This is a genomic window from Clostridium beijerinckii HUN142, from assembly GCF_000621745.1.
GTDB lineage: Bacteria > Bacillota > Clostridia > Clostridiales > Clostridiaceae > Clostridium > Clostridium beijerinckii_A.
Genome location: NZ_KK211338.1, coordinates 124,339 through 144,106 on the forward strand (window position 1 = coordinate 124,339; position 19,768 = coordinate 144,106).

Annotated in this window: 14 protein-coding genes, 1 other RNA gene and 1 pseudogene; 14 read left to right on the forward strand and 2 right to left on the reverse strand. The window is 30.7% G+C overall.

What is annotated here, in order from left to right; genetic code table 11:
- Positions 1-369: FAD-dependent oxidoreductase (locus T483_RS0125910; protein ID WP_026889452.1), on the forward strand; the 369-nt coding region annotated here is incomplete at its 5' end.
- A 363-nt stretch (positions 370-732) separates the two neighbouring features.
- Positions 733-1,452: a YczE/YyaS/YitT family protein gene (locus tag T483_RS0125915; RefSeq protein ID WP_026889453.1), complete on the forward strand. Its 720-nt coding sequence runs from the start codon at positions 733-735 to the stop codon at positions 1,450-1,452.
- 163 nt (positions 1,453-1,615) lie between these two features.
- On the opposite strand, the gene T483_RS0125920 is transcribed toward T483_RS0125915, so the two are convergent.
- Complete coding sequence (locus tag T483_RS0125920; protein ID WP_026889454.1) at positions 1,616-3,619, reverse strand: carbohydrate-binding protein; 2,004 nt, start codon at positions 3,617-3,619, stop codon at positions 1,616-1,618.
- A 662-nt stretch (positions 3,620-4,281) separates the two neighbouring features.
- Here T483_RS0125920 and T483_RS0125925 point away from each other — a divergent pair.
- The 7 genes from T483_RS0125925 (at position 4,282) to T483_RS0125950 (ending at position 13,760) form a co-directional block, all read left to right on the forward strand.
- On the forward strand, positions 4,282-5,997 hold the full coding sequence (locus T483_RS0125925; RefSeq protein WP_035790610.1) for a methyl-accepting chemotaxis protein: 1,716 nt from the start codon (positions 4,282-4,284) through the stop codon (positions 5,995-5,997).
- Positions 5,998-6,427: 430 nt separating this feature from the next.
- A complete protein-coding gene (locus tag T483_RS0125930) occupies positions 6,428-6,823 on the forward strand; it encodes an ATP-binding protein (protein ID WP_026889456.1) in 396 nt (131 codons plus the stop codon).
- A 63-nt stretch (positions 6,824-6,886) separates the two neighbouring features.
- Positions 6,887-8,887 carry a methyl-accepting chemotaxis protein gene (locus tag T483_RS0125935; protein WP_026889457.1) on the forward strand — a complete coding sequence of 667 codons (2,001 nt, stop codon included), beginning with the start codon at positions 6,887-6,889 and terminating at the stop codon, positions 8,885-8,887.
- Between the two features lie 11 nt (positions 8,888-8,898).
- The gene (locus T483_RS0125940; protein ID WP_011968016.1) at positions 8,899-9,171 is read left to right on the forward strand and encodes an STAS domain-containing protein; all 273 of its coding nucleotides are present in this window, start codon (positions 8,899-8,901) and stop codon (positions 9,169-9,171) included.
- 54 nt (positions 9,172-9,225) lie between these two features.
- Entirely contained in the window at positions 9,226-11,049 is a 1,824-nt protein-coding gene (locus tag T483_RS0125945; protein ID WP_026889458.1) for a PAS domain-containing protein, read from the forward strand.
- Between the two features lie 262 nt (positions 11,050-11,311).
- Positions 11,312-11,669, forward strand: a transfer-messenger RNA (tmRNA) gene (gene ssrA, locus T483_RS30730).
- 648 nt (positions 11,670-12,317) lie between these two features.
- Positions 12,318-13,760 carry an NAD(P)/FAD-dependent oxidoreductase gene (locus tag T483_RS0125950; RefSeq protein ID WP_026889459.1) on the forward strand — a complete coding sequence of 481 codons (1,443 nt, stop codon included), beginning with the start codon at positions 12,318-12,320 and terminating at the stop codon, positions 13,758-13,760.
- A 734-nt stretch (positions 13,761-14,494) separates the two neighbouring features.
- Here T483_RS0125950 and T483_RS0125955 read toward each other — a convergent pair.
- Positions 14,495-15,007, reverse strand: a complete 513-nt coding sequence (locus T483_RS0125955) for a MarR family winged helix-turn-helix transcriptional regulator (protein ID WP_026889460.1) — start codon at positions 15,005-15,007, stop codon at positions 14,495-14,497.
- Between the two features lie 142 nt (positions 15,008-15,149).
- Here T483_RS0125955 and T483_RS0125960 point away from each other — a divergent pair, with 142 nt between their 5' ends.
- The 5 genes and pseudogenes from T483_RS0125960 to T483_RS0125980 all read left to right on the forward strand — a co-directional run bounded on the left by T483_RS0125960 (position 15,150) and on the right by T483_RS0125980 (position 19,640).
- Positions 15,150-15,722, forward strand: coding sequence for a flavodoxin family protein (locus T483_RS0125960; RefSeq protein ID WP_026889461.1), 573 nt, complete (start codon positions 15,150-15,152; stop codon positions 15,720-15,722).
- Between the two features lie 21 nt (positions 15,723-15,743).
- On the forward strand, positions 15,744-16,946 hold the full coding sequence (locus T483_RS0125965) for an alpha/beta hydrolase family protein (protein WP_026889462.1): 1,203 nt from the start codon (positions 15,744-15,746) through the stop codon (positions 16,944-16,946).
- A gap of 199 nt (positions 16,947-17,145) precedes the next feature.
- Positions 17,146-17,325: pseudogene (locus T483_RS29835) on the forward strand (DUF2442 domain-containing protein); the annotation flags it as partial.
- Between the two features lie 622 nt (positions 17,326-17,947).
- A complete protein-coding gene (locus tag T483_RS0125975; RefSeq protein ID WP_026889463.1) occupies positions 17,948-18,622 on the forward strand; it encodes a response regulator transcription factor in 675 nt (224 codons plus the stop codon).
- A 1-nt stretch (position 18,623) separates the two neighbouring features.
- Complete coding sequence (locus T483_RS0125980) at positions 18,624-19,640, forward strand: sensor histidine kinase (RefSeq protein WP_026889464.1); 1,017 nt, start codon at positions 18,624-18,626, stop codon at positions 19,638-19,640.
- Positions 19,641-19,768: the final 128 nt, after the last annotated feature.

The following is a 19,768-nucleotide window of genomic DNA, read 5'->3' on the forward strand; positions in this document are numbered from 1 at the left end:
ACAGAAATCTTAGTAGATGAAAATGGATGGGTTAAAGGAATGAAATGTGTAAGAATGGAACTTGGAGAACCAGATGCATCTGGAAGAAGAAGTCCAGTTGAAGTTCCAGGTTCAGAATTTATTATGGATGTAGATACTGTAATAATGTCACTTGGAACATCACCAAATCCATTAATTTCATCAACAACTCAAGGATTAGAAATTAATAAGAGAAGATGTATCGTAGCTGAAGACGAAACAGGTCTCACTACTAAAGAAGCAGTTTATGCTGGTGGAGATGCAGTTACAGGAGCAGCAACAGTAATACTTGCTATGGGTGCTGGTAAGAAGGCAGCAAAGGCAATAGATGAGTATTTACAAAGTAAATAAGATTTTTGTTAAGTTTTGGTAAATAATAATATATGTATTTAAGCTAATATTTTAGATAAAAATTAGAGGATATTTGTTCTAAGGGCTAAAAATAAAAGCCATTTTTACAAATATCCTTTTTTTTATTTAATATAAATTAAATTGTTTTATAGTGAATGGATATGATGGAAAATGAATGAAAATGAAATTTTCTTTTGACAAAATCAATGTCAAATAGTAAAATGGTTTTATGTTTGTGCATGTACATATTGTTTGAGATTATATATGGAAATCATGGAATAAAAAGTAATACATAATTATTACATTTTATGTTTATTCAGTTTAGATGTAGCAATAAATTATAATAAAAAAGGAAGAAATAATATGAATAAAGCAATGGACTTATTAAAAAGGATTATTTTATTTTTTGTTGGAATGAGTATAATTCAGTTTGGTGTGGCATTATTTTTGAAAACTAATATTGGTTCTGATCCGTTTACTGTATTTACGCAAGGTTTAGCGTTTGCATTAAATAAGACGGGATTAAGAAATTTTTCTGTAGTTAAAATGATAAGTGGAACAGAACAGGTAACACCAGGAGTAGCTAATATGATTATATTAATTGTATTATTTGCTATTATACTTTTAGTTGAGAGAACGCGTATAAAAATAGGAACTTTAATTTGTGTTGTAGGAGTAGGACCAATTATAGATCTTGGAGTAAAGGTTGTTTCCTATTTTCCAGTTGAATCTTACAACTATTTTATAAAAGCTTTGTTAGTTATATTTGGATGCTTAATAATTGCAATAGGATTTGCAGTTTTATCGGCAACAAATGTAGGGGTTGCTCCAAATGATATTGTTCCATTTATAATACAAGATAAGACTAAGGTGCAATACCGTTGGATTAGAATAACACTAGATGCTGGATTTTTAATAATAGGGTTTATATTAGGAGGAAAAGTTGGTATTGGTACTGTGATAGCAATGATAACGACTGGACCATTTATACAATTCTGCCTTCCTTATGGAGAAAAGTTTGTAAACTTACTAGTAAATGAAAAAGATGCGGATGTAGAAGACAGTGTTACAGCTACTGTATAGTTAATTTACAAAAATAAGAGTAAAGCTATAAATACTATTTATTGATTAGGTTAGTTTAAAAGAATAGAAATATAATTAAAAACAGGGTTTGCTAAGCAAATCCTGTTTTTAATTATATATTAATCAAGTTGAAGAATAGGCATAACGTAACTGTGAATTACGGTTATTGAGATATAGAATAGTTGTAGTTAGCCGAATTATTGCTATCCCAAGTTCCTGAATTATTTTTAAATGCCATGTTTAAAACATAAGCTCCCGATGGAATAGTAATAGTTGCAGCCCATCTTCCATCAGATTGTTTAGTCATTGTAATATCAGTTGGATTGGTAAAATCGTTATATCCCCAATGTAAAATTACTGAAGTTGAATTTGTTGCTAGGTTTCCATTATAGTATACAGTGGTTGTTTTACTAGCTGTTGGTGCTGGATTCACTTGTACTGGCACAGATGATGAACATACTTGTAAGTGCCAATCTTTGCTAGAGTTATTATCCCAGTTAGATCCGTTAGTAAAATCAAAATCTAATTTTGTAGCTGACGATGGAAGCGTAATAGTTGCTGCCCAGAACCCATCTGAACCCTTAGTCATTGTGATATCTGATGGGTTTAAAAAACCATTATATCCCCAGTGGAGTTTAACTGAATTAGAATTTGCTAAAGAACCATTATAGTATAAAGTAAAACTACTACCTTGTAGTAAAGTACTGCTATCATAATCTACTTTATAGCCTGAATGAGGGGAATAAGTAGAAGGCACAGGAGGTGGAGTTGGTATTGATCCATCGTTGTAAAGAACAATTACCGAATTAGCAGGAATGTTTCCAGAAATTGTTCCGTTTAAAACTGTTAAAGTACAATTAGCACTACCTTTATTAGTATAAGTACCATTTGCTAGATTAGTAGGAGAGTTAATAGAAGTGCTTCCACCATCATTTACTATTACAGTCCCAGCAGTTCCTCTATCTATTAACATGGTTGTATTATTGTTTGTCCATCTTAGGTATTCATTTTGACTAACCATTGCATTATGGAATTTATTGATTGCTATTATATCAGGATCCTTCCAAAGGGCATCACCTTCAGCTCCAATATTACCAGTAGGTCTATCAAAGAATAAAGGTGTAGCGTTTGCACGAGCGGCAGATATAGCCCAACCAAGTTTTCTTTGATTATCTGTTAAGTTCTTACTTGATCCGTCTTCATAAGTGTCGTGAGTTTCAATAAAATCTACTGCTTTAGATGAATCAACACCACCTAAAGTATTACCAAGCGAGCTTAAATTTGTTGAAGTAACTGCACTTCTTACTGCTCCGCCATAATTACTTGCAGTAACATTCATGAATGATTCGTAAGAGGCAATATTATCTACTGTACCGTCTTGTAGGATTTCTCCATAAATAAATAAATTAGATTTATTGTGTAGATTTCCTAAAACATTACTCCAGTAGTTTCCGGCCCAAGATTGATTAGAATCTAGTCCGATATTAGTCTCGATATGTTTAGCGGCATCAAAACGGAATCCATCAGCCCCAGCATCTATGCATTGATTTAAAAATGTGATAGCCTTGTTTTGAACAGTTGCGCTTTGAGTATTTAAGTCTGGCATACCTATACCTTTTTGCGTCACATCACATCTGCTAGTCCAATTACTACATTGCCCTTGGTTATGATATAAATTAGGGTCTTTGAAGCCAGGATCTACACTGGAATCCAGTTGATCCTTATTTCCGTTATTAGCCATATGATTCATTACTACATCTACAACAATTGAAATTCCATACTTATCAGCTTCAGAGCAAAGAGCTTTGAAATCATCGTAACTTCCCAGCTGAGCATTACCTATAGATTGATTAGTTGGCTGGTATAATAGCCACCATTGACTTGGATCTTTGCTTGTACTTTTTGTCCCTTGTACAGGAGATACTTGGATAGATTTGTATCCAGCAGCAGCTATATTTGGAAGTTCGCTTTTTATAGTTGTAAAAGACCAGTCAAAGGCATGAAGAATAGCTCCATCTTTAGTATTAGATGGGAGGCTAGTACTACTAGCGGCATAAGCTGTAGTTAAAATTTCGTTTGTTCCAAAGCCTGGTATTGAAATTGGAAGTAAGTTTAAACTCAAAAATAAACCTGAAGCAATTAATCTTGATATTAATTTTTTTCTCATTGATACACACTCCTTACCGTAACGCAACCGATTGCAAAAAATACTGAAATCTTGTAGTGATTTGTTTGTACATGTAAAGTAGTAATTATTCCCCCTTTCTATGGAGTATTAGTCACAAATTAAATAATGTGTAACTAAAGTTTTTATTTCGCTCATACTGCAATCGGTTGCACTAAACTTAAAAAAATTTTGTCTTTGAAGATATAAAATTGCATAAATTTTTACATTAATTAAAAAGAGATTATTTTGGTAATTATATGCAATTTATGTAAACATTATACCATATATGTTATAAAATTCAATAGAATAATTTAATTATAAAAAATGATTCAATATATCGGTTCTAGTATTATATTCGGATTTTTATATATGATTGTTATTTAAGTTTATTATTTAAATTTAATTAATTGTATATTAACAATTTAAATGTAGTAATTTGATCACAAGACATTAGAGTAAGAAATGTAGTAATTATATAGCGAATATTGAAATATATTTTGAAATGGTGTAAAATTATTACAAATAATGAAATAAGTCGATAAAAAATGACTAGAGTTTATAATGGAAAATAACTATGTATCTATAATCGCAGGATTATTTTATTTAAATTAATTTCTGTACGAAAAATTGGGGATATATTATTAAAAAAAGGAAGTGTTATAATGAAAATTCTTGTTAATTTAAGTGTTAAGAAGAAACTTGTTTCAGTGTTCTTTGTGATTTGTATTCTTATAGCCGCAATAGGAACAGAAGGGATTTTAAGTTCTGCAAAAATAAATGATAATGCAGAGGTCTTGTATAGAAATAATTTAACATCAATTAAAGACTTAGGGGAAATAAAGGGAAATATCAATGATATGAGAGCTACATATAATAGATTAGTTTTCGAAAGAGATAGAACAAAATTAGATGATTATTTAAAGGTTATAAATGATTTGGATACAAAAAATGATAAAAGTATGAAAGACTACGAAAATTTAATTGTTTTGTCAGAAGAAAAGCAAACTTATAATAATTTAAAAAATGACTTGTCAAAATATATAGAAGTAAGAAATAAAGCAATTGAATTTGCGAAAACTGGGAATTATGATGAAGCAGTTAAAATTAGCAATTCCGATTTAACCACAATTAAAAATTCTTTACTTGAAAATATTCAAAAAAGTATTGATGCAAATGCAAAATCTGCGGAGCAAGCTAATTTAAATAGCATAGCTCAATTTAAGAGTGTAAGATATACGATATTGATTTTTACAACGGTAGCATTCTTAATCATTCTTTTTATGGCATATATGTTAAGTAAAAATATATTGAATCCATTGAGAGAGATAAAGGATTTTGCGAAAAGGTTATCAATATATAATTTTGCAACTGCAATTACAATTACAAGGGGAGATGAGTTTGGACAAACTGGCGTGGCTTTAAACACTGCACAAGAAAATGTAAGTAGCTTAGTTAAAGTAATTATGGAGAACTCGCAGGATTTAAGTGCAAGCTCAGAAGAACTTTCAGCAACCGTTGAAGAAATATCTTCAAAGGCCAACACCATAGATCAAGCAGTAGATAATATTGCTTCTGCAATGCAAGAATCTAGCGCGACTACTGAGGAAATAAGTGCATCTATTGAAGAAGTAGATTCAAGCGTTAATGTACTTTCTTCTAAAGCTATGGAAGGAAGCAATAATGCAAGTCAGTCTAAGAAAAAATCTATGGAAGTTAAAAATAATAGTCAAAAAGCTATTAATGAAACTAGGAAATTATACATTGAAAAGCAAGAAAAAATGCAAAAAGCTATAGAAGATGGAAAAGTAGTAGAGAGTATAAAAGTTATGGCAGAAACAATCGGAGGAATAGCAGAACAAACAAATTTACTTGCATTAAATGCTGCAATTGAAGCTGCAAGGGCTGGAGAGCAAGGAAAGGGATTTGCTGTAGTAGCAGAAGAGGTAAGAAAACTTGCAGAACAATCATCTGATGCAGTAATAAATATTCAAGATACAATTAATAAAGTTCAGTTAGCATTTAATAGTAGCATAAACACAGGCAGTGATATATTAGAGTTTATAAGCAAAAATGTAGAAGAACAATTTAATGATTATAGTGAGGTAGGGAACAAGTATTATAATGATTCAAACTTTGTAAGTAACATGTCAGAAGAAATTGCTGCTATGTCAGAAGAAATAACAGCTACAGTTGGACAAGTTAGTGAAGCAATTCAAAATATGGCTGAGACATCGCAAAAATCAAGTGAAGGAGCTGAAATGATAAAAGATAGTATGAATGAAACAACAAAAGCTATTGAACAAGTAGCATTAACTGCTCAAAGTCAAGCAGAGCTTGCTCAAAAACTTAATGAAATGGTACAAAAATTTAAGATATAGTAATACTTATTGACTTTAAGAAGAGATAGACTTTGGGAGTTAAATGAAAAATACAAACTAATGATATGATTAGTTATAAAATAAAACTAGGACAATAGAAGGTGAATCATATAAAACATAGAGTGATGTTGAAAATACATTATCACTTTATGTTTTTTTTGATTAAGAGAAGTTCATAGAAAAATATATTGTAAAAATTATTTTTTGAATATGTTATATTTCATACAATATAGCATATTAAAAAAAACAATGGATATGATGTAATATGTTGAAAGCGGATGAAATAAGTGTAATAATGTAATGGGGATATTTTATCTTTAATTGGTTAATTGGAAAAATTAGTTGATATTAATGAAAAATGATAAGATAAGTAGGATTTTGAGTTAATTATGAAAAAATATTTTAACTATGTCAAAGAGGGGGAGTTAATATGTCAGTAACAAAAGGATCAGTGATATTTCATGGACTAGATGATCTTGATAAGAAGGTGAATGATATTATTGAGGTTTTGGATTTAAAAAAACAATCTTTTGAAGTGAAACTTATAATATTTGAAGCTGTTAATAATGCGTATATTCATGGAAATAATAGTGATAGCAGCAAACCAATTTATGTTGATTGGGAATTGAAAGATAATTTACTAAGTGTTATAGTAAAAGATTGTGGGCAAGGGTTTGAGAATATAAATTTGCATAAGAAAATAGACGAAGAGAATATATTAGACGAATCAGGTAGAGGCTTGTATATTATAAGTTGCTATACTGATGAACTAATATTAGAAGGAAGTTCTATAATTATGCGCAAGAGTCTTTTATGTGACATATAGATTGATATATATAATTGGTAATTAGTACCTAATGAATATTGTACATGCTAGGGAGGCAGCTCGATGAAAATTTCTTTAAAGATAAAACTTATGATCACTTTTTTTATACTCATATCCTTACCAATGGGATTACTTGGGTATATTTCGTATAGAATGTCTAGCACATCTATACAAACGGCTGTTCAACAACAATTAAAGGAACAGACTTACAATACATCTAATTTAATAAATAAAACGATAGATTCAACGAAACATTCTTTGGAAGTTGCAAGTTTGAATGGCGATATTATAAAAGCAGTTGAAAATTCAAATACAAGCAATCTAGATACAGCATCTGAATATATAAGAGAGGTCCAAGAGAAAAATAAAGATTTTATGGAAGTATTAATTATTACAGATGCTTATGGTAAGGTAATTGTAAACACTCAGTCAAAAGAGAATGATATAGATTTAAGTGATAGAGATTATATGAAGCAAGTGCTTAGTAGCGGTAAGGAAGTTGTTAGTGAAGTATTAACGTCTAGATTTACTGGAAATCCAGCTATTTTTATAGCTTATCCGTTGAAGGAAAATGGCAAATTGATTGGTACACTTGTAGGAAGTATAAAGTTTGATAGTATATCAAGTTATGCATCTCAAATAAAAGTTGGTAAAAGTGGATATGCATATATGATTGATAAAAATGGGTTAATTGTTTATCATCCAGATTCAAGTAAGATTTTAAAAGAAAATGCAAGTGATAATGCAGGAGAAGATTTAAAAGTCTTAATTCAGGAAATGAAAGAAGGAAAATCTTCAGAAGGATTCTATACATATGGGAATATATATAAATATGTTGTATTCCAACCTGTTGGTAACTGGGTGATTGCAGTTACAGCGCAATATGACGAATATATGTCAGCGGCTTTAAGTATAAGGAACTATACAATAATTATTTCTTTAATATCAATCATTATAGCAATGATATGTGCTTATACATATTCAACAATAGGAATAATTAATCCAATTAAGAAACTAGAGAGATTAATGAGATCAGCAGGTGAAGGAGATCTAACTGTTAAGATTGATATACAAAGCAAAGATGAAATTGAGGAACTTGGAAAATCATTCAATGAAATGATAAAGCATCAAGATCAAATAGTGAGAAATGTAACTAACGCAGCAGAACAGTTGAATGCAGCATCAGAAGAAATGGCAGCTTCTTCAGAAGAAATAAGTGCTGCAACTGAAGAAATAAGTGCTACAGTTAATCAAGTGGCGCAAGATGCAGAAAAACAAAATGAGTCTATAGTTGATGTTTCAAAAGTTTTAGTTCAGCTTTCAAGTCTTGTTCAATTAGCTCAAAGTAGAGCTAAAGCTACAAGTTCAAATGCAGCTAATACAATGTCAGCAGCTGATCTTGGAAGAGAAAAAGTTGAGGAAACTGTAAAGGCAATGGATATTATAAGTAAAGGCAGTGAAGAAACTTCGCAGGCATTAGAATCTTTAAGTGGATTATCGAGTAAAGTAGATGGTATTATAAACATAATAAATTCTATTGCAGAGCAGACTAATCTTTTAGCATTGAATGCAGCTATAGAGGCTGCTAGAGCAGGGGAGCATGGAAAGGGATTTAGTGTAGTTGCAGATGAGGTACGTAAATTATCTGAAGAATCAAATGATAGGGCAAGAGAGATTGCTGTACTAGTTAGTGAAATGGTAAAGCAAACACAGAATGCGGTAATAGCAATGGAAAGATCCAAGTCAGAAGTAAACAATGGAGTAAAAATAGTATCAGAAACAGATAAAGCATTTGTAGATATAATTAATGCAATAGAAAATATAGTTAAACATGTCACTGAGATACTTGACATTACTGGTGATGAAGTAGCATCGTCTGATAAGGTAATTGGGCTTATAAATGATATAGCAACAGTAACAGAAAGCAATGCGTCAAATAGTGAAAATGTATCTTCGGCAGCAGAAGAACAAGCTAGTGCAATTAATAATTTAACAGCTACAGCAGAGGAAACAAGCGCTATGGCAGAAGAATTAACTAAACTTGTAGAAAGATTTAAAATATGAGGTGATAATTGATGGAAATAAGTATACCAAAAGACTTTGTTGTTGATGAAGTCGCAAATTTTAGAGTAAAAGTAAATAAATTAATAGATGAAGGACAAAAGAATTTTATATTCAATTTTAATGATTGTAATTTTATAGATAGTACAGGACTTGGTGCATTAGTAGCTGTTTATAAAAAATGCGCTGAAAAGAATGGAAGTATAAAATTAAAAGGACTAAAGCCAGAAGTTGAGAAGTTATTTAAATTAACAAGGTTAGATAAGGTATTTGAAATTTGTCCATAAAGATATCTGAAGTTTTTATGAAGTAAAATTCAGATAGAAAGGACTTTCGATTATATGCGTGAGGGTAAAGAAAGTATAAAAACATTAGATGAAAGATTAGAATTAAGTCAAAGTAATTACAAAGAAATTTGGGACAAGGTAAATGAGTTAGTGTTTGTAATTGAGATTAGCAAGGGATTTGTTCCAAAGAATTTTATAGATTTTAATAATAAAGTTTGTAGTAAATTGGGTTATTCTAGAGAGGAACTTATTAAAATTTTACCTTCAAATGTTTTAAATTTAACTAATATAGAAGATAAGATTAGTATATTTGAAAATTTAAGTAATAAGAGAGTATGCGATAAAATAGAGCTTACATTAAAATCAAAGGATGAAAAACGTATTTACGCTAAATCTAATATATCTCTATTTAGTCATGAAGAAAAAGATTTTGTTTTAGTAATTGCAACTGATATTACTGAATACAAAATATTAGAAGAAGAGCTTAAAGGCATATTGAATGGAATACCTGATGTAATAAAAGTATACAATACAGATTATACTATATCTTTTTTTAATGAAGCAGGATATGAGTTTTATAATAAAACCTCAGAAGAAATAAAGGGGAAAGTGTGTTATGAGATACTATCTAGAAAAGAAAAATGTTTAGATTGCTCATTTGAAGAAGTAGTGGCGACTAAGAAAATGCTATCTCGTGAAAGGTATATTCCAGAATTAAATAAATTTATGGATGTATGTTATAATCCTGTATTAGGCAGAGATGGGGAATTATTATTTATTGTTGAGAGGCTTAGAGATATAACTGAGAAAAAAATGCTTGATAACATAACTAAAGATAGCAGGGAACGATATAAACAAATAATTGATAATTCGCCTGATGCTGTAATTATTATAGTAGATAATAAAATTGTTTTAGCTAATAATGAAGCATGTAATTTGTTTGCAACGCTTTATAATGATTTGATTGGGAGTAATGTATATAGACACTTTCAAGACAAATATAAAAAGGCTTTGCATAAAGTATTTAGAAATATAATATCTGAACGAAAAATGAAAGAAATTTATGATTATGACTTCTACGTTCCAAATAATAAATTAATAAATGTTCAAATTTCATATAGCTACATATTATACGAAGGTAATCAAGCCATATTGGCAGCAATACGAGATGTTACTGAAATGAAGCGAGATATAAAGAAAGCTGCTGAGTTACAAAGGAGTACGCTTCAAAAAGAATTTCCTGCTCAAAAATTTATTGATACTGTGAGTGTTTATATGCCAGCCCATACAATTAGTGGGGATTTCTATAGAATTTATGAAATAAACGGAGACTTTATTATTGGAATGATAATTGATGTTAGAGGTAAGGGAATATCGGCAGCTCTAAATATTTCTGCATTTGATATTTTGTGTTTTCAAGAAGTTAATAAGGGTCATCATGATCCAATGGAGATAGTAAAAAATTTAAATAAGAAGTTAGTAAAATATTACGAAGAAAATTATGTTGCTGTATGTTGTTTTAGCATGGATTTTAATAGTAATGAGCTTAAAGTAGTTGGAGCCGGAATTAATCAATTTCTTTTTCAAAAAAAAGGAGAAAGTTTAGAAGAGAAGATTGTAGAAGGATCTTTCCTAGGTATGTTTGATAATAGTGAATTCTGTGAGCAAACGATCTTTTTTGAATCAGGAGATAAAATTTTCTTTTTTACTGATGGATTAGATTTTATTCTAGAAGAGGATAAAGTTATACAAGAATATATGAGAGATGCAAGCATATTTGAATTTAAGAATTACTTAGATGATTTCTTAAGTGATAGTATTTTAGAGAGTGGAAAACTAAAAGATGATTGTACAATGGTTGCAATAGAAATAAAGTAAATTAAGATTTATTGATTTATATCAAAGGGTAAAATTTATAATAAATATTATCCTTTGATTATTAATTTAAAACTTAAAATTTGTAAAACTTTTCAATAAAAGTATTTAATGATTTTAAGCTATAATACAGGATTTATTGATTGTTGATTCTAACTAAGTAACAATGTACCAGTTGACACTTAGCATCTATTAAGTTAGAATAGGTTATACAAGATGAACATTTCTTTGAAAACAAAATATGTTATTAAACCATCTTTAACTTGGGGGCGTTTTGGCTTCGACGGGGGTAAGAAGGGTTTGTTAAGCGAGTCGAGGGACGCATGGAGCCTCGTTAAAAAAGTATGCACTAAATGTAAACGCAGAAGACAATTTTGCATTAGCAGCTTAGTTTAATAGCTGTTCATCAGCCCAGGCTGCCTACGGCTTGGATCACTGGTGTCATTGAAGTAGGAAACGAAGCCTAGCAAAGCTTTGAGCTAGAGGGGTATTTATGAAGCTACTGAGAAGTATAGCCTGTCTAAGGGCGATACTTTGAGGGAATTTTAAAACTTAGACTGCACTCGGAGAAAGACAAATCAATCTACTTTCGGACACGGGTTCGACACCCGTCGCCTCCACCATGAAACCCACGAAAATCTAATTTTTGGATTTTCGTGGGTTTATTTTAGTTTATATATGTTTGAGCAAGGTTTTTCGCGTACAACCACGATAAGAGGAACAGTTATTATTAAAGTAGAAATGTGAACACATTATTTAATTAGTAAAATCGAATAGTTTATTGCCTAGCAAGTTGAGAGGTAAACGTTGAACTATTTTAGCAAATAGGAATATTATAAAGCGTAAAAAGTGCAGATGTTACTTTTGTAAAAAATGTTTTTTTGAACAATATATTGAAATTATCATCAAAGTGTCTTTTAATTTGCTTAAAAATAGTCTGGTGTTCGTGTTGTGAGCAAATTTAAGGTTAGTTAGGTGTTATCAATCTATATAATATAAAAATTTTAGAAATTTATAATGTTAATAAAACAGATTAAAAAGTTGGACTGTATTTACCTATATGTTATAATTTGTATTGTAGATTAGAAATTAATGGATATATATGAATTATTTGGTTATATCAAAACTATGTTAGAAGTAGCAATAGATCAGATAAACTAAATTGTTGGTAATTATAGTTATTTACTCAGCATATATAATATGGATGATCTAATATTGGTAGAAGTATGCAATTAGAATCGTAAACGTTTATCTGAGGTGGAGGTATTTTTATGTATGATGTAATAATAATTGGCGCTGGGGTAATTGGATCAAATATTGCTAGAGAACTTTCTAAGTACAAGATTAATGTTTGTATACTTGAAAAAGAAGACGATGTAAGTTGTGGTTCATCTAAAGCAAATAGTGGTATAGTACACGGTGGTTATTCAGATGAGCCAGGTACTTTAAAAGCTGAACTTTGTGTAAAGGGAAATAAAATGTTTAAACAGCTTGAAGAAGAATTGAATTTTGGCTATAGGGAAACAGGATCTTTAGTGCTTGCTTTTTCAGAGGAAGAAAAAGAAAATTTAGAAGTTCTTTATAGAAATGGAATTGCTAATGGTGTTGGTGGTATGGAAATAATTGATGGCGATGAAGTAAGAAAAATGGAGCCATATTTAAGTAAAGAGATAAAATGGGCTTTATATTGCAAAGATTCAGGAGTATGCTCACCTTATGAATTTACTATAGCACTTACTGAAAATGCATTAGAAAATGGGGTTAAGTTAGAGCTTAATAATCAGGTTACAGATATAAAACTGTCAGAGAGTAATTTTAAGGTAATTACTAATCGAGGTGAATTTGAAACTAAATATATTATAAATGCATCAGGTGCCTATAGTGATAAGGTTTCAAAGATGATAGGTGTGAATGATTTTGATATTATACCAAGGAAAGGCGAATACATAATATTTAACAAAGATCAATCTTACTTGGTGAATAAAGTAATATTCCAAGTGCCAACAAAGAATGGGAAGGGAATATTAGTAACGACTACTTATCATGGAAATCTTTTAATAGGACCAGATGCACAGCAGGTTACGGATAGAGATGATGTATCTACAGATGAAGAGTCACTAAGAGCTATTATAGAAGCAGCTAGGAAATCCGTAGATGGTTTTGATATGAAAAAAGCATTAACCTCTTTTGCTGGAGTTAGACCTACGAATACAAAAAAAGATTTTATAGTAGAAGAGACAGGCGTAAAAGGATTTTTAAATGTAACAGGCGATTCACCAGGATTAACTTCTTCACCAGCTATTGCTAAAAAGGTGGTAACAATATTAAAAGATTCAGGGTTGACATTAGAAGAAAAGGAAGATTTTAAATCATATAGAAAACCTATCATAGCTAAAAAAGATGAAAATTTCAAAGGTGATATTAATTCAGAAGATCCTAACAAACATATGATATGCAGATGCGAAAAAGTAACAGAAACTGAGATTGTAGATGCGTTAAATAGAGGGATTGAAGTAAGATCCTTAGATGCAATAAAAAGACGGACAAGAGCTGGAATGGGAATGTGTCAAGGTGCGTTTTGTGGACCTAGAGTTAGAGATTTAGTTGCAAAAACTTTAGGGATAAACGAAAATGAGGTTAAACAAAGAGGAGATAAATCGTCTGAGCTTCATAATAGAGTAAAGGGATTAAAAGATTTGATGGAAGATATTTAATTAAAGAAGTAATGATGGAGTAAAAATATATTCAATCAAGTAGAATCAGTTTAACATAGAGAAATTTTAATAAAGTCGTTAAAAGATAAAATATAAATAACAATTAAAAAAGCTGTATTATTCTGATAAGAATATACAGTTTTTCTAAGTATATAGAGATTTAAAAGAGTCTGTCAAGACTTTTGTGTAAACTTCAAAAAGCAATATGTTAATTTGGTAAGGTATGAATAATAGTGGATTTCAAAGGTCACGCTTCGCCTCCACCATAAAATCCACGACCATTTGTATGTGGCTTGAATAGCTGCTTACAGGTGGTCGTGTTTTTTATTGCTATAAGCAGCTTACATACAGAACAAATTTTTATATAGTGGGATTTCTGTTAGTGGTTGGTCTCGTGATAATAATGTTAGTGAAAAAAAATCTTATTATTTAGAATACTTCGTTAAAATTTAAATCAAAAAATATCAAAGGGATCAAAGATTAACATAGCAAATTATCTTTAGTGACAGAAGTTAAAAAAAACGATATAGTAAAACAAGGCACTCTACGTTCAATTTACGTAAAGTGCCTTGTATATTTTATTAATAAAATTCCATTGCTACAGTTATGTAGAATTATTATCATAAAGAGTATATGAGATCAAATTAAAGCATTTCGCTGGTATCGGGCATCTTTGTGAAAACTTTGTTTTCACATGCTACATCGCTTACCTAAATCAAACTTTTTTTGCTCAATTATTCTAACACTTCAGTAGAAATATTCGGCATTTTTACTCTTTCTTCAAACCCATCCATTGGAACACCATCATAACTATATAGTTTTTTTAGAAGTTGCCATAGTGTTTTCAACTCTTCTTTGCTGAAATCATTAAATATATCAGTCATAAAATTTTTTTTAGCATCCTTTGAATTTTTCGAAAGAGAATGGATGCCTGCTTCGGTTAACACTACGTTAACAGCTCTTTTATCGTTTTCTGATGGAACTACTTTAATATAGTTTTTCTTCTCAAGGCTTTTGATAATCCTTGTTGCATTTTGCTTAGTCGTAGCCAATTTACCTGCTATATTTATGATTGTAGCATTACCTTCAGGTATATGAAGTATTGCTAGAAGTGTCAACAGTTGCTTGATTGTTAGATCATCTGAGTAACTGTCACCAGCAGTTTGAAGTTTGTTTGAAACTGCTACGAGACTAGCATATGTCTGATCCATTATATACCCAAGTTCGTTAATATTATTGTTATCCAATTTCAATCCTCCCGACTAATAAAGTTTATAAAAATATTATATCACATATAGACAATGGGTTGACGAAATAATTTTAAAGGTATATATTAATTTTAGACAACGAGTTGACTAAAATTGAAAAAGATTTTTAAGGAGAAGAAAAATGAAATTTATAACCATTATGGGAAGTCCTAAGAAAAACGGAAAAACCGCTTTTACACTGTCACTATTGGAAGACCAGATGAGAAAAGCTGGCCATGAAATTGAGAGAATTAATGCCATAGATATAAATATTAACGGCTGCAAAGAATGTTACGCCTGCACACATAAAAGTTCAGAACATGGATGTCCTCAAAAGGATGATTGGGACATGGTATTTAAGAAAATGCTCGTTGCAGATGCTTTAATATATGCAACACCGCTTTTCTGCTATGGTATGAGCGCTCAACTTAAACCACTTACGGACAGACACTTCAGTCTAATGAATAAGGATCTGTTAAAAGGCAAACTTTCAGCACTACTAGTTACTAGCGGAGGTGAAGAAGCCAACAACGCAGATCTTCTTCAAACAATGTTTAGACGTGCTTTTGATATAAATAAAGGAAATAAATTCAAAACCACTGTTATTGGGACTTACGTTGCAGAATGGAGCATAAAACCTGGCTTTGAAAAAAGAGCAGAAGTGGTTGCCGAAAAAATGTTCAACGACTTTAACTATGCTATTCAAAGCAAATAATTTTAAGGAGGTTAATACACTATGAGTATATTATTTAAAGATGATCAATTTGATTTTCAGGTACTAAGATTACTTGGTGAAACAGCATATTGTGCAGCTGATATAGGAGAAGTTGTCTCTACAAGCAATAGGATAACAGAAGGTGATTATGACAGTTGGTGTGATGAATGGACTAAAACGGCTGAAAGGTTGCATAGTATAGGAAACAAAGCCTTTGTGGATGGTCATTTAATAAGTGCCAGAAAGGCATATCTGCGAGCTTCGAACTATTACCGTACTGCAGAATTTTTCCTTCATGAAAATCCAAATTCAGAAAAAATTGAAAAGCTATTTAACGCAAGCACAGAATGCTTTTCAAAGGTTATGGAACTTAATAATCCAGTAATTAAGTCTGTTATGGTACCGTATGAAGGTACAACTCTGCCTGCCCATTATTATCAGCTAAATGATACAAATGAGCCAAAGCCAGTTCTGATACTTTTAACAGGATTTGACGGTACAAAGGAAGAATTCTATGGATTAGCTATGACAGCCCTTGAACACGGAATGAACTGTCTTGCCATAGAAGGTCCTGGACAAGGTGAAGCTGTTAAAATGCAGCATTTATATTTCAGAGCTGACTATGAAGCTGTTGTTACCCCTGCTGTAGATTATCTCATTGAAAATGAATCAATTGACCCGGAAAAGATAGTTCTATGGGGTGAAAGTTTTGGAGGATACCTCGCACCACGAGCAGCAGCATTTGAACATCGTCTTGCTGCATGTATAGCAAACAGTGGAATCTACGATTTCCTTGGAGGCGGAATAAAGGGTTTTGGTTTAACAAGAGAACAGATACTCACCATTGCTGAAAAGGATCCTGAAACTCTTAATAAGCAGCTGTATGATGTTACGAAAAAAAGTTCTGAATTCCGATGGAAAATTTCTCAAGGCATGTATGTATTCGGATGTAGCACTCCAGCCGAATTTGTTATAGCTGCAGGAAAATATCTAATGAAAGACATTGCAGAAAATATAAAATGCCCGACACTGGTTGTTGATACCGATGAGGACGGACTTGTTGATTCACAGGCTAAGCCACTTTATGATGTTCTCACTTGCAGAAAGGATTATATGCTCTTTACAGGCAAAGAAGGTGCAGGAGCACACTGTCAGTGCGGTGCAAAACTTATTGGCAACGAGAGAATTTTCAGCTGGATAGAAGATATTCTTTCCACAAAGTAATAAGTCTCTCTAGCTTTCGTTCAATAGTTATATGTATCAACTGGCGTGTTTATATATGGGCAGTTAACTCTGGACATGTACTTGAGGTCAGCATGGGTTTTTGTATCAATCCATTGATAGCAGTATTATTTGGTGTTGTTATTTTTAAAGAGAAGTTAATCCCTTTAAAAATAACAGCACTTATTTTTTTGAAAATGGAGAGGTAAGATTGTTTGATATGAGCTCATATTTAGAAAAAGGTATATTTAGAGAATTAAAAGATTTATCTTTATTCAAATCTGCGGGAGTTAGTTTTGACACAGTGGAATGGGAGAACGAGGCTGATATAGATCCTGAAACACTATATGAAGATAGTGTTACTTATAGTGCTAATTATTAGTGGATTTCAAAGGTCACGCTTCGCCTCCACCATAAAATCCACGACCATTTGTATGTGGCTTAAATAGCTGCTTACAGGTGGCCGTGGTTTTTTATTGTCACGGGTAGCGCAACAATTAAACTCACAAAAATCTAAGATTTTCGTGGGCCTTTTATTTTATAGAAATAAATTCATCGACATTTACTGAAAGTGCAGAAAAATATGTTAGCTATAAAGATGAAAATGATGATAGATACAGATATTTTAAAAAGAAAACGGTATTTCTTTATTTAATGGAGATATTGAACAAATGAGGTATTATATCAAACAGAATGTGCAGTGATACTAATATAAGAGTGGTATATAAAAGGTTGCGTAATTGTAATAAATCAGCTGATGAAGAAAATAAAAAAATGGATCATTATAAATAAAATAAAAGAATATATGAAATAAGCAGTGAATTTATAGCACTAGGTTTTGCCTTGACCATAGAAAAAATAATATTCATAATAAATCTTTTAAGCATTATGTTCATATTAATAAAAGGGTATATAATATAAACAAGAAAAAAGTAAAATACTTTTATTGATTTGTAGGTATATATTAAATTGATAATGGGGAATGAGGGTAAAGGAGCAATTATATGTATAAAATATTAATTGTAGAAGATGATACTACCATAGCGGACATATTAAAGAATTATTTGCGCAAATGGGGGTATGAGGCAGAAAAAATTTCTGATTTTAATAATGTTATGGATGAATTTAAAAGATATAATCCACAACTACTGATTTTAGATATTACTTTGCCTTTTTATAATGGATTTTATTGGTGCACTGAAATTAGGAAAATATCAAAGGTTCCAATAATTTTTGCCTCTTCAGCCAGTGATAATATGAATTTAATTATGGCTATTAATATGGGAGCTGATGACTTTATTGCCAAGCCTTTTGATTTAAATGTGATGGTGGCAAAGGTACAAGCGTTGCTTAGAAGAACTTATTCGTTTCAAGGAGAAATGAATATTTTAGAAAGCAATGGAATTGTCCTTAATTTGGGAAATATGACTCTTACATATAACAATCACAAAGTGGAACTTAGTAAAAATGAATTTAAGATATTAGAGGTTCTTTTGAAAAATAAAAATAAAACAGTTTCTAGAGATGAAATAATGAAACAGTTATGGGATAGTGATAGTTTCATAGATGATAATACATTAACAGTAAATGTTACAAGGCTAAGAAAAAAGTTGGAGGACATAGGTATTAAGGGGTTTATCAAGACAAAAAAAGGCATAGGATATCTTATAGGTGATTGATATGATAAAAGAATCTACTTGGAATATAGCAATATGTTATTGCAAAGAAAAAATCAATATAGCCGTTAAGTTTTTTGTTTTTATAATGATATTTTTTATTGTATATTTTCTATATAATATACCGTTAGAACCTGCTTTATATGCAGCTTTACTAGTGATTACATTAGGTTTTTTGTTTTGTATATATGATTTTAAAAATTATTACAATAAGCATATTTTTCTAAAAGATGTATTAAATAAGATTAAATTTAAATTGGACAATCTTCCGAATGCTGAGAAATTAATAGAAAAAGATTATCAGGAGATTATTAAATCTATACATATAGATAAGACAACATTACTTTTTAATGCTGACTATAAATATAGTGAAATGGTGCAGTATTATACTATGTGGATACATCAAATAAAAACTCCAATTGCTGCTTTTTCTATGCTTGTACAGTCAATGGAAAGTTCTCAGGAAAAACAACTTATGAATCAAGAGTTATTTAAAATAGAGCAGTATGTAGAGATGGTTATGCATTATATAAGATTAGAAAATTTGTCTTCAGATTTAAAATTAGAAGAGTATTCGCTTAAGGATGTTGTGCGTCAGACAATCAAAAAGTTTGCAACAGTTTTCATTTATAATAAGATTACATTAAAGTTAAATGAAATTGACTGCAAGGTAATAACTGATGAAAAATGGATTACTTTTGTTTTAGAGCAGATTTTATCTAATGCTTTGAAATACACAAGAAAAGGCAGTATTTCGATTTATATGGATGAGAATTTAGAAAAAACCTTAATAATTAAAGATACAGGTATAGGTATAGCAGAGGAAGATATTCCAAGAGTTTTTGAAAGAGGATTTACAGGATATAATGGCAGAATGGATAAGAAGTCAACAGGAATAGGATTATATTTATGTAAGGAGATTATCATAAGGCTTTCTCATAAGATATCTATTACCTCGGAAATAGGAAAGGGGACTAAGGTAGCCATTGATTTTTCTGCAAAAGAAATTTCGGGCGAATAACCTTACATAGATGTAATGTTAAAGGAAGAAATGTAAGCTAATGTTAAGGCAATGCATTTCTTTTTTTATTATACTTAATTTGTAAGTAAAGCTTACGTTAATTAATGAATGAGGAAATTAATTAAAAT